Source organism: Sulfurimonas sp. ST-27 (assembly GCF_048081595.1).
Lineage (GTDB): Bacteria > Campylobacterota > Campylobacteria > Campylobacterales > Sulfurimonadaceae > Sulfurimonas > Sulfurimonas hydrogeniphila.
Window position 1 is genome coordinate 1,872,243 of the sequence record NZ_CP182226.1, and the last position, 12,224, is coordinate 1,884,466.

Sequence of the window (12,224 nt, forward strand, 5' to 3'; positions counted from 1 at the left end):
TGAAACATTAATTCACATCAAAAAGTTATCAAAATCAGTCTCCTTTGCAGCTGTTTCAGAATAATCTTGAAAAAAAGTGCTACAATTAAGTAAGATTAAGCAAAGAGAGAGGGTGAGCCCTGATTTTTGGTGCACTTTTTTTACTTTTACTTTCAAAAAGGGTTATTATGAAAAATTTTAAAATACAATCTGTAATACTTTTATTTATTTTTTTACCTGTTTTTGCCTTTGCCGAAGCAATTAATGATACTTTTACAACGGATCAAAACACCCTTCTAAATGAAAATGTTTTAACAAATGATTCAGGATTATACAAGCAGGTCACCTCATATACAGCTCCGTCCCATGGAACAATTTCAAGTTTTTATACAAATGGCAACTTTTCATATACTCCAGATGCAAACTATGTGGGAACTGATACATTCACATATACTATGAGATGGTGGTGGTTGGGATGGAACGAGGGAACTGCAACAGTTACTATTACTGTACAAGGCACAACTCCAATCGTTACTAATGGAATTGCCAATGACATTTGTTATGACAGTATCTCAGTCAGTGGACTAAATTTTGGATTTATAAATGTTCTCAGCAAAACAACTATTCCTATCAGAAATATTTCAAATGGTAATTTATCTGATGTACAGGTAGTTCTGGCATCTGATTCGCTTTTTTCAGCTTTTTCAAACTGTGATGTTTTAGATGGTGACGGCAGTGAAACATGTTCACAAACAAGTGATTTGAGTTTTTTCAATACTTTTACAGCCTTTAACAGTGGTGTCACATATGATTTACAAACACTTATATCAAACAATTCAAAAAGCGCTTATGTTGAATCACTCTTTAGTTTTTTAAACAGTAACGATTATGATTTATTGGCAACATATACAAAAGACGGCACGACATACAGTGGAAAACTTTCACAATGCAAAAGTGATACAAACGAGACTTCAGATGGTCGTCCTTTTACCATTAGAAATCCGGATGACACCAGAAATATTCGAGGTAATGTCAAAATCATCGGGAACACTGTTCTGTGTGAAAAAGACAGTAATGGTCAATGCAAGGAAACCTCTGATCCAAACAATGACACTACTTTAAGTTACATTAAAGAGGTAGATGGTTTCACCAATGCTTCAAAAGCAAAAATAAGCGGTATTCCGGATAATGCAGAGGTAGTGTGGGCAGGATTTTATGCCCAAGGATATACAAATGAATCGCTAGAAACAGTTCGAGCAGATCTCAACTCTCAGCCCATGTACCTTATAGCACCGGACAACACTCTTTTCCCGCTGTATCCGGAAGTGATTGATTCCTTACAGTGGGTTGGCTACACCTATTCAACCTTTAGTACCGTCAATGCTCTCATTGGAAAAAAAGGGAGTGAGATAAACGGCTGGTGGACAGGTGCAAATATCAAGGCTAGCGAAGGAAAAGATACATCCTTGGGCTATTTTGGAGCATGGACACTTGTTGTTATATATAAAGACAGCAGTGAAAGCTTTCGTAACATTACTGTGTTTGATGGCTATACTAACATTTCATCATACAACAGAGAAGAGACCATAGATTTAAGCGGTTTTTTAACCCCGAAAGCAGGAGATATCAACTCTACTTTTTCTTTCTTTGCAGGGGAAGGGGATATAGCCTATACTGGAGATGAACTCTATTTTAACGGCTCTCAAATTGGAAACTCCAACAATGTCATGTACTCACATACCAGCGGATTTGAGAAAGAGCCAAGCTTAACAAACAATTTTGGTATAGATATTCAAAATATAGATATCGGTACATCCGGAGCAGACTTGCTAGGATACAAAGACACCAGTGCTACAGTACGCTTTACATCAAGTGGAGATTCATACTACCCAAGTATGTTTGTTTTCACAACAAACCTTTATACCCTTGATATCTGTTATGACTACACCTATGGACAAAATGGATACTATACTACAGCACCAAGTATCAAACCTGCACTTATTGATGGAACTTTCAACAAAAGTACACCACTTGACCTTAAAGTCTATTTCAGAAACAGAGAAAATTCTGACACTACTATTAACAACTTGAACATAGATATACTAAACCTTGAAGAAGCCGTTTATCATTTAAACTCGACAAAAATAGCTAAAACAGATACCACTGTGACAAATATTGATGATAATATTTTAGATATTGCATCGGACAAAAGTTATGTTAAGAACATCCCTATTGGTAGCTTTGGAAGTTTGGATTATTTTTATCTCTACTATAGTTTAGACCTGAATCAAAGTACTCTTTCAGAAGTACCGGTTGACATAGAGTTTCGCTATGATTTGACGGTTGACGGTATTGGATTAGGGACATACAGCACTAAATTAAGTGACATGGATCCTTGCCAGCCGACTCCAGGCTACGAACCGGTTCCAGATATTTTCAATATTGTTCAAGCCGGAGAAACAAAGAGTGATGATCCTTACTATTATTTTAATATTCCAACACAGGTCGTCAACAGAGTGGGGAACTTTTTATTAGAATCAATGGATCCCAATGATTTAAACAAATCAAAAGCTGTCAGCAAGGCACAGGATGTCAATATTACAATGGTAAATATGTCAGGTTTTCATTATACCAATGCAACCTGTACAGATCCTGACAACAGTATTGTAATAGGCACGCCTGTAAGCACACACTTTAATATTAATGATACAACCGTCAGTATTGATAAAGATGCAATGCGTACTGCAGCAGTCTTTTCCAAAGCCTCTCAAAATGCGGCCTTTAGAATTATTTATACAGATGAAAACAACAATACGAAAAGCATCTGTTCAAGAGACAACTTTGCCATTCGCCCGGAAAGCTACTCTTTTAAATTTACAGACTATAATCACTCAAATCCGTTACAGCAAAGCTTTATCATAGACAATAACGGCAGTAATATAAAAACTGCCCACTTGGCTGCGGGGTACAATTACCTCTTGACCATGAATGCAACGGACCATCTTAACAATACACCTGTCCTCGGTTACACCACAAGTAGTCTTGATGCAAATATGACATGGCAGGGAACTTCTTCACTTGTTTGTAACGATGAAAGCAATATTACACTCGAACATCCTTTTGTCAATGGTGTTGCAGAAACGAACACAACATGGAACAATGTCGGATCATACAAACTTCATATTATTGATACAAAATGGACAGCGGTTGATTCTCTCTATCTTGATCATCATACAGCTCCGTATTTTCAAACAGGAGCGGACTGTATACAAAACTCATCTGCAGTCGAAGATGAAAGTTCTGCTTCCAAGAATGGTTGTAACATATCTTCGGTGCATCATAATAATGACTATTCCCAAGATTTTCAGGATATGCTTGTATTTTATCACCCTTACAGATTTGATCTCAATGCAACTGCAGGAGGAACAGCTGTTACTCCTACTATCGGCTTGCTGTTTACTCCTGTGCCAGGCACCACACCGTATATCTATATGGCAGACATTAACAATACACTGGATGAGAATATGTCCTACCATTTAAACGGGAGCATTACAGCTTTAGGTGAAAACAATGTCACCCTTTCAAACTTTGTAGACCAATGTTATGCAGTACCTTTGGATATAAACATTTCTACAAGCAACAGAGACTTGAATGACTCAAAGGGGAATCATGTTCCCTACAGAATACGTTTTCATGACATTAATTCGAGTGGCAGTATTATAAATGCATTGGATATCAATCTTACAGAAACAAATCCCGCACTGCAGTCTAATGACATACGCATTCAAACTGCTCAAACATATTTTCCTAAAAATTTAAACGGTACTATGCAGACACGCTTAAATATGAACTATGTGAGAGAAAAAGACACTGCTGTCAATCCGACAACACTCACCTTTATAAAGTATCAGGTCAACTGTACAAATGCGGTAGCTGATTGTACTTTTAATGCTGACCTTATAAACAGCAAGACAACAAGAGGGATTAAAGATTTAAATTCGACAATACCCGTCAGGCACTATTACGGGCGTACAAATGCACCGAGACAGACTGTTTTAGGTTCTGACGGCAATGTTTCTGTATACTATGAAGTATTCTGCAACGGAGCTACATGTAACAAATCATTACTTCAAGACGGGAACAGTTCAACATCAACAGACGATCCGCGTTGGTTTGTCAACACCAACCATACTAGCGATGCAGGAACGGCTGCACAAACAGCCACAGTGCAAAAGAATGGTGTCAATGTAAGTATTACCAGAGAAGCCAACGGAAATCATCCTGACTATATTGGAGTACACTACAATGGAAGCAGCGGATATCCGTACAAGGCAACAATGGAAAACAATGCCTCAGGCTGGCTCATTTATAACAAATACAATGCCAATGCCGCAACCAATGAGTTTCAGGTAGACTTTGTCAATCCTAATGCAAACTGGGCCGGCATATATGAAACAAATGCCACAACCAATAAAAATGCTTCTGATAATACCAACAGGAGACTTATGTGGTAAAAAAAAGCGCTTTTACGCTCATAGAGCTTATTTTTGCCATCGTCGTGATTGCAATTACTGTCATCTCTTTGCCAATGATGAATCAGTCCATTTCAAAAGGAATTGATTCAAATCTGCTGCAAGAAGCCATTTTTGCAGCAGCAACAGAACTCAATGAAGCAACAACTGCCCAATGGGACGAAGCTTCCATAGATGAAAACGCAAGTACAACTGTCAGTCAGGTTATAAACCTCGACGGCTTATGTGAAAACAATCAATCCAGTCAACGCTACCGATTAAAACCCGGACATATTCTGGAACCGCTTCATAGAAAATGTTTAAACAATTTAAATCAAACAGCACCCCATTCCAATACCAACCCGGACGTTGATGCAGTTGAAGACAAAGCACATGGATACAGAAATATATTTTTAAACTTAACACCGGGGCAGGAAGGGTACAAGCAAGACTTTAACTCTTCACTTGTCATCAGCTATAACCCTGTATTTGACGGAATTCAAAGACCTAATATGAAAAAATTAACCATTACAGTTAAAGATGAAGAAGGTAATGTTGTTACTTCTTTATTTACCTATGTTGCAAATATCGGCGGCATAGACTACTATAAAAGGTCCTATTAATGAAAAATCGTTTTGCTTTTACTATGCTTGAATTAGTATTTGTCATTGTCATTATGGGAATTATAGGAAAATTCGGCGTGGAATTTTTGGCACAGGCCTATAACAGTTTTATATTTTCAAAAATAAATCATGAACTCCAGTCAAACAGTGAAGCTGCGGTTGAACTCATAGCAAAACGGCTCGAAGGTCGCATAAAGGATTCTGTGATTGCCAGAGAAGCAAATAAAAATTTTGATCCGATCGGAGACGTAAATAATTCAAAAACCTATGCAGTGTTAGAATGGATTGGCAGTGATACGGACGGCTTTCGCGGTATTTCGGATACCACTGCAATCCATCTTCCTAATTGGAGTGGCATTATAGATCTGGATGCAGGAAACAGCAATACATTGGTATCTCCGGAAACTAATACCACAAAAACAAATACTTTAATTGCTATACTCTCAAGTGGTACTGCAGGAATAAATGACAGCGCCATCTTCTTTACAGGGGCAGACAGTGACATCCGTACCGGCTATGGATGGGATACAAATACAACGATAATAAATGCCCAAAAAGGTGCTATGCACCCTGTCCAAAGTGTAGCCGGACAACCGACACAGTTTACATCTTCTACAGGTACAGACTTCAGCGGTGTCGATATTTACGAGTATTACAAATTAGCATGGACTGCCTATGCCGTAGCTATGGAAGACTATAATTCAACTACAAAAATGGGTAATTTATATCTATATCACAATTATCAGCCATGGCAGGGAGAACAATATGATGACAACAATGACAGCCTCCACAAATCATTACTTATGCAAAATGTCAGTACCTTCCGATTTACCGCTATAGGTTCTATTATGAAGATTCAGGTATGCACGAAAACAGACTTGGCAGAGGAGTACTCTTTATGCAAAGAAAAAACAGTATTTTAAAAGGGAAGCGTTCAGGTATTGCCATGATTATGGCGATTGCCGTTATTGTCATTATTGCAACCATAATGGCTTTAGCCATTTCTCTTACTTCCCAAACAACCAAACGCACGACAGATGTCTATCTGTATGAGCAGTCTGTACTTCTTGCGCACAGTGCAGCAGAATATGCACTTTTGCGGATTTCGCAAACTCCACCTTGTACTGATTTAGATACAACATTCACGCAAGACACACTTTACAATATAACAATCAAACTACAATACATATATTATGATGATCCAAATACACCTTTAGTCAATGAAGCACAAGCTGTTTGCAATGCTATACCTGCTGCCAACAGAGGCATACTCTATACAACTGTTACCACACCCGAACAAAACGGTTCTGTCCTTATGGATGTAACTGTAGATGTAAATGATACAACAGTTGCCAGTGAACCTGTCAGATATTTCAAAAGAACTCTGCAAAAATTATAGATTCGTACTTTTTATTAAACTTTTTAATGGTATAATTTTTTTCCAATAGAATAAAAAAGGATTTAATCATGAATATCAGCATGACAGGAAGAAATGTAGAACTTACTGATGCTTTAAAAGAGCATATTTCAGCTTCTATCGAAACACTAAAAAAATTTAATTTAGATATTATTTCGGTAAATGTTGTTGTCTCTACACAGACAAAAAAGGGCAAAGAACACGCTATTGTTGAGTTTGTCATCAATCTTGCACATAAAAATACTATAGTAATCAAGCAAAATGATGAGGATGCCTATGCTGCTATTGACCTTGCAACCAACAGAGCACAAAAATCACTTCGTCGTCTCCATGACAAAGTAACAGACCATCAAAAAGTCGGTTTAAATGAAGTCAAAGCGGAAGAAGTCGATGTAAAAGCTGCTGCAGAAGCAATGGAAGATGAAATCATTCCGGTAGAACTTGAACTCTACAAGCCTCGTGAAGTCGAAGATGTTTTAGAAGATCTTAAAAACAGTGATAAAACATTTGAAATCTTTTTAGACAATGAAAACAAAACACGTGTTCTTTTTAAAATGGGGAACAAAAAATTCGGGCTCTATTAAACCCGAAACCCGTACTTTCAAGCGCGGGCTTTGAATAACAAAGAAGTTGTTACAGCCGGCACTGAAGTACCGGTTCCAGGGGTTTTAGGAACCCGTATTTCAGTGCGGGCTTTGTGTCTTTAAAGACTAAGACCCAGGTTAACACTTAGGTTTAGAAACAGCTTTTAAATCTTTTTTTACCATTTTAACTATTTCTTCATCTTGCGCAAAATCCACCCATTTAAACCGGCTCCCGCTTTGTACAATTCCTTTGAGCAGATCACCACTCTTTCGAAACTTCAAATCCAAATTTGCTATATCAAATCCGCTTTTGGTATGTATAAATTCATCTAAACGCTCAGACTTTTTTTTGTTTGTATATAAAAAGCAGTAGCCTTTTAAACCGGTACGGCTCACCCTTCCACGAAGCTGATGCAACGTTGAAAGCCCCAAACGCTCTGCTCCAACTATTACTACCGTACTCAGACGAGGCAAAGATATACCCACTTCTACAACTGTAGTCGCTATCAATATGTCGCCTTTTTCTCTAAAATCAAGCAGTACCTGCTCTTTGTCTTTGTCTTTTCCATGAGTCACATAAACATTCTTAAAATTTTTCTCCCAGTAGCCCCGTGCCTCGTCTATACTCTGATAATCAAAAGCTTCACTCTGCTCCACCAAAGGGTAGACAAGTAAAACCTGATTGTTTTTTGCAATTTCCGCCTTTACATGTAAGAGCAATGCTTGAAAATCATTTCTGTGAATGACTTTTGAACAAATATCTTTTGTAAAAGGCGTAGTAGTAATGAGACTGACATCTATATGCGCACTCTCGATCATCGCCTGTGTTCTTGGAATCGGAGTGGCTGAAAACTGTATAAAATGCGGTTTTAACGCCTGTTCTGTCACCAATTTTTCAAGCATATTTCTTTGCAGAGTTCCAAAACGATGCTGTTCATCCACCATAATCAGTGAAGCCTGCGGCAATTCTCGATACAGAAGCGCATGCGTTCCTATGATAAAGTCATAAGGACTCAAGTCTGTTTTTTTTGTTTTATTTGTTACAAGTGCAGCTTTAAGTTGAGGAAGATATTTTTGTGCCTCTTCAAAGAGCTGATTTGCCAAAATCGTTGTCGGAGCCATTAAGACAGATCGGTTTGGCATATTCATATAGGCAGCTGCCAGAATCACCATTGTTTTACCGCTCCCCACATCCCCGACAACCATCCGTTTTGCCGCTACATCTTTTTTCAAATCCTGATAAATATCTTCTATAGCTCTCAACTGCTCTTCTGTCAGCACAAAAGGGAGCGTTTTACTCCATGGCGTATACTCTTGTGCCTGTGAAGAGAGTGATTCAAAATAACGCCTTTTTCCAGCTAACATCTGCATATAGGAAAAAAGTTCCGTGTATTTTAATGCTTTGCGTGTTTTTTCACTGTACTCTTTATTTTGTAAAAATTCATCTGTTGGAAAATGGAGTGCTAACAGCTCCTCGGCAATATCTTCACGCAGCTTTACATGTAACAGGTTTTCTTTTGTAAGACAATTCTGTACAAGCCGTTGCATAACATCGCTTCTGAGTACCGTTTTATATTTTGGAGTAATCATCCCCACTTTAGAGACTTTTTTTGGCATACTCATACTGCAGTGCCCCTGCTTGCAGTCTATAACACCGTAATAACAATCCCTCTCTCCTACTTTAAACTGATGTAACATGTAAGGTTTGGGGCGAAAAAGCACTCCCTGGACAGTATGCCCGAGATTGTGTGCAAAAAAAGTAATTTGAATAGAATTTGGGGCTTTATAGACAGACTCAACCGTCGCATCTATGAGCTGTGCTTTTTGTTGAAGTAATTTTTCATGAAGTCTGTAATCTTCATAGGTATGAGGCACCAGCAAGGCAAGTTCCAAAACAGAATTAATTCCAAGCTTACGAAACTTTACCTCTTCATCCTTTGATAAATTCATAATTTCCCTTTTCAAACTAAATTATAAAGAAAAAGAAAAAAACTTTTATAAAATATGACAAATTGAAATAAAATTAAGTATTTACTCTTTTAATACGTTCCTCTTCCTGTTCTTTATAGAGTTCTGCGCACCCTTTTGAAAGTTCTCGAATTTTTAAAATATAGTTTTGTCTTTCTGTTTGTGAAATTGCTTTTCTTGCGTCTAAAACATTAAACGTATTTGATGCCATCATACATAAATCATAGGCAGGTAAAGGCAAACCGGCCTCAAGTGTGCGTAAACACTCTTTGCTTTTGGCGTTAAAATCAGCAAAAAGCATTTCTGTATCGGCTACTTCAAAGTTGTATTTCGAAAACTCTATTTCACTCTCTTTGTGTACATCTTTATAGAGCGTTTTACTGCCGTCTGGTGCAATATTCCACACGATGTCAAAGACCGTATCAACCCCTTGCAAGTACATTGCCAGACGCTCCGTTCCGTATGTGATTTCAACTGCAACCGGATCGCACTCAATCCCGCCGACCTGTTGAAAATAGGTAAACTGTGTCACTTCCATACCATTGAGCCATACTTCCCAGCCAAGCCCCCACGCACCGAGCGTCGGAGATTCCCAGTTGTCTTCTATAAAACGAATATCATGTTTTGCAACATCAAGTCCCAAATACTCTAAAGACTGCAGATACAACTCTTGAATATTATCCGGTGAAGGTTTTATAAGTGCCTGAAACTGGTAATAGGAACCAAGACGGTTGGGATTTTCTCCGTATCTTCCGTCTGTCGGGCGGCGAGAGGGAGCGACATACGCTGTTGCCCAGGGCGTAGAATCAAGTGAGCGCAAAAATGTAGCAGGGTGAAAAGTTCCTGCTCCGGCAGGAATATCATAAGGCTGTACAATATTGCACCCCTGTTTCATCCAGAATTCTTGTAATTTGAGTAACATTTCGCTAAAAGTAATCATTTTTTGCCTTCAATTTGTTTTTGCTATTATAGCCAAAGAGACTTTTTTAGTATTTAAAAACAATTCCAAATTTAATGTATTCGTTATATACTTTACTTTCCGGTTCCAAATACCCTGTACCTGTATTATCATATACAACATTAGATTCCTCTATTTTTTGATACTGATATGTATATGCAGCATATAAAGAAAATTTTTGTGTAATTGCATATTTTATAGGCAGTGTAAACTCCATAATATTTGCAGAACCTAGCTTAAAATCATCACTAATACCTGTAGCACTCATTCTAGGTCCTAACCCATATTGAAACTCAAATTTCGGGGCAATTCTCAAATCATAATACATATAAGAAAATGAAACACTTGGTCGAAGAGAAAACCATGTATAGTCTTCTATTTGTTGAGCTGACAGCTTCCTGCGCCAAAATCTGTACCCAACACCTAGAGAGATAGTAGTTGTAAAGGAAGATCTATCTTCATATGTGTGTGCAAAATCTATTTCCATATCATAAATTTGATTTGAAGTTATACTTACTAAACTTCCATATCCAAGGTTAGAACCAATGTATGCACCCTTGTATTCTGTATTGCCACCTACAGCCATGATATTTATTGATACCGTATCAAAATCTTGTGAAGTTTCTGTTTGCTTTATATATTTATATTGAATTTCTAGACCTTTTAAATCTGCAAAATCTGATTCTTCACTATCCAAAAAAACTCCATTTTCGGACTCTTTATAATCCATACTCATACCAACAATATTTATGGCATATTCATAACTTACTTTTGCAAATACCGCTGAACTAACTAACAGCATACCTATCGTCAGTTTTTTTAACATTTTGATTCCTTATACAAGTTTACAAACTATATCACCGACTTCTTTGCCTAATGAGTTGGCAACAACATTGCATTTTACTTTGAGCAAAAAACAGATATTATCTCTGTGGCTTGGACTGAGACATTCATAATTTCCCATGCCCTTGCTTATCACCAAGTCCGCTTCATCAAAAAGCTTTTGTGCCTCTTTTGCAGCACGTTCATAAACAAATCCCGGAGTATTGACACCGCTGTCAACCAGATTGCAGAGTTTCTCAAAGCCGGCTTCTTTTGCTTCTTTACATGTAACGTCATTGATTATAGGATTACCCCGTACCATATAAGTACATGTAAGTTTTGGATAGAGTTCCTGTAAAGTCTCTATAAACAAATAGTCAAAAATATGTTCGCCGACATTATCGCCAAGAATTACAATGTTTTTTGCAGTTTGCAATACTTTTGCAAACGCTTCAAAATCATTATGAGAAAATTCTGTATGAAAGATTTTCTCAAGTTCTTCCTGCAAATCAAATTCTACCTGAGCAGCCAAATCTATAACATTGCCTGCTACAGCAATTTTTGTGGCTGTCAAAAGTTTGTCATTACATGTAAAGAGTTTTTCTTTTAAAAACGGAATAAAGGACAGGGCTTTTTTTGTTGAGAGTTCTTTGACCTCATCATACAGGTCTTTTTTATCTGCAATCTCTGACATTTTTTCATACACATCTGCAGCAATTTCAGGAGGAGTTTTTGAAAAAGAAAAATCTTTACTCATGCTTTCCACAATTGTTCTGAGTCTGTTTTTTAAAGTTTTATCTGCACCAATTGCATCAGCGACTTTCACACTTTGGTTGATGATACATCCGACACATTCATTATCTATGGTCATGCTTTTCCAGTATGTTCATCAATAGCCTTGTTCCACATAAGTTTATATTTGCGGCGCATAAATTCAACTTCCTGCTGTGAGAGTTTGAGCTGTTCTTGCAGAGTATGTATGGTTTTTCTGTCTTCATCATAGAGTTCCTGCAAAGAAGCCAATGCTTCACGTAAAAACTCATTTTCCACCCGGACGGCTTCGAGTGTTTCATCTTTTGCATCCAAAACTTTTTCATGCAGATTGATGATAGTCCCGATGGTTTTTTCAACGAACTCAGGCTGAACAAGCATTTCATGGGTGTTTTTTTTCGCAAGTTCCTTAAGTTTGGCAGGCACAACGGCTTCTGTCGCACCTTTTGACGGATCAATGTAACGAATGCCGTCTTCAATTTTTACACTTAATTTGCCCCTCTCAATCAAATCTTCAATAGAAGTTATATCCAATCCCGTCAGTTGACTGTATTCCTCATCACTCATCCACTTCATTGCCAAACCTCTCTT

10 protein-coding genes are annotated in these 12,224 nt (G+C 37.6%); 5 read left to right on the forward strand and 5 right to left on the reverse strand.

From position 1 onward, the window contains the following. Window positions 1-167 precede the first annotated feature (167 nt). The 5 genes from ACM66U_RS09900 to hpf all read left to right on the forward strand — a co-directional run bounded on the left by ACM66U_RS09900 (window position 168) and on the right by hpf (window position 7,114). A complete protein-coding gene (locus ACM66U_RS09900) occupies window positions 168-4,493 on the forward strand; it encodes an Ig-like domain-containing protein (protein ID WP_418640663.1) in 4,326 nt (1,441 codons plus the stop codon). Further along, window positions 4,487-5,113 carry a type II secretion system protein gene (locus tag ACM66U_RS09905; protein ID WP_418640664.1) on the forward strand — a complete coding sequence of 209 codons (627 nt, stop codon included), beginning with the start codon at window positions 4,487-4,489 and terminating at the stop codon, window positions 5,111-5,113. The genes ACM66U_RS09900 and ACM66U_RS09905 overlap by 7 nt, the downstream gene beginning before the upstream one ends. Then, on the forward strand, window positions 5,113-6,036 hold the full coding sequence (locus tag ACM66U_RS09910; protein ID WP_418640665.1) for a type II secretion system protein: 924 nt from the start codon (window positions 5,113-5,115) through the stop codon (window positions 6,034-6,036). Before ACM66U_RS09905 ends, ACM66U_RS09910 begins: the two co-directional genes overlap by 1 nt. Next, complete coding sequence (locus ACM66U_RS09915) at window positions 6,012-6,512, forward strand: hypothetical protein (protein WP_151899584.1); 501 nt, start codon at window positions 6,012-6,014, stop codon at window positions 6,510-6,512. Before ACM66U_RS09910 ends, ACM66U_RS09915 begins: the two co-directional genes overlap by 25 nt. Before the next feature lie 68 nt (window positions 6,513-6,580). Next, window positions 6,581-7,114, forward strand: a complete 534-nt coding sequence (gene hpf / locus ACM66U_RS09920; protein ID WP_151899583.1) for a ribosome hibernation-promoting factor, HPF/YfiA family — start codon at window positions 6,581-6,583, stop codon at window positions 7,112-7,114. A 138-nt stretch (window positions 7,115-7,252) separates the two neighbouring features. Here the strand turns inward: hpf and recG are convergent, their stop codons facing one another. The 5 genes from recG to ACM66U_RS09945 form a co-directional block, all read right to left on the reverse strand. Further along, complete coding sequence (gene recG, locus ACM66U_RS09925) at window positions 7,253-9,064, reverse strand: ATP-dependent DNA helicase RecG (protein ID WP_418640666.1); 1,812 nt, start codon at window positions 9,062-9,064, stop codon at window positions 7,253-7,255. A 73-nt stretch (window positions 9,065-9,137) separates the two neighbouring features. Then, window positions 9,138-10,022, reverse strand: coding sequence for a glycine--tRNA ligase subunit alpha (glyQ, locus tag ACM66U_RS09930; RefSeq protein WP_418640667.1), 885 nt, complete (start codon window positions 10,020-10,022; stop codon window positions 9,138-9,140). 46 nt (window positions 10,023-10,068) lie between these two features. Continuing rightward, complete coding sequence (locus ACM66U_RS09935) at window positions 10,069-10,866, reverse strand: hypothetical protein (protein WP_346389603.1); 798 nt, start codon at window positions 10,864-10,866, stop codon at window positions 10,069-10,071. 9 nt (window positions 10,867-10,875) lie between these two features. Further along, on the reverse strand, window positions 10,876-11,733 hold the full coding sequence (locus ACM66U_RS09940) for a damage-control phosphatase ARMT1 family protein (RefSeq protein ID WP_346389604.1): 858 nt from the start codon (window positions 11,731-11,733) through the stop codon (window positions 10,876-10,878). Then, window positions 11,730-12,209 (reverse strand): DUF3972 domain-containing protein, encoded by a 480-nt coding sequence (locus ACM66U_RS09945; protein WP_151899579.1) that lies wholly within the window; start codon window positions 12,207-12,209, stop codon window positions 11,730-11,732. The genes ACM66U_RS09940 and ACM66U_RS09945 overlap by 4 nt, the downstream gene beginning before the upstream one ends. Between the last annotated feature and the right edge of the window lie 15 nt (window positions 12,210-12,224).

Bases quoted from the DNA above. Each gene is read 5' to 3' on its own strand.
- ACM66U_RS09900 (WP_418640663.1), top strand. From the start codon at position 168: ATGAAAAATTTTAAAATACAATCTGTAATACTTTTATTTATTTTTTTA.
- ACM66U_RS09910 (WP_418640665.1), top strand. From the start codon at position 5,113: ATGAAAAATCGTTTTGCTTTTACTATGCTTGAATTAGTATTTGTCATT.
- ACM66U_RS09915 (WP_151899584.1), top strand. From the start codon at position 6,012: ATGCAAAGAAAAAACAGTATTTTAAAAGGGAAGCGTTCAGGTATTGCC.
- hpf (WP_151899583.1), top strand. From the start codon at position 6,581: ATGAATATCAGCATGACAGGAAGAAATGTAGAACTTACTGATGCTTTA.
- recG (WP_418640666.1), bottom strand. From the start codon at position 9,064: ATGAATTTATCAAAGGATGAAGAGGTAAAGTTTCGTAAGCTTGGAATT.
- glyQ (WP_418640667.1), bottom strand. From the start codon at position 10,022: ATGATTACTTTTAGCGAAATGTTACTCAAATTACAAGAATTCTGGATG.
- ACM66U_RS09935 (WP_346389603.1), bottom strand. From the start codon at position 10,866: ATGTTAAAAAAACTGACGATAGGTATGCTGTTAGTTAGTTCAGCGGTA.
- ACM66U_RS09940 (WP_346389604.1), bottom strand. From the start codon at position 11,733: ATGACCATAGATAATGAATGTGTCGGATGTATCATCAACCAAAGTGTG.
- ACM66U_RS09945 (WP_151899579.1), bottom strand. From the start codon at position 12,209: ATGAAGTGGATGAGTGATGAGGAATACAGTCAACTGACGGGATTGGAT.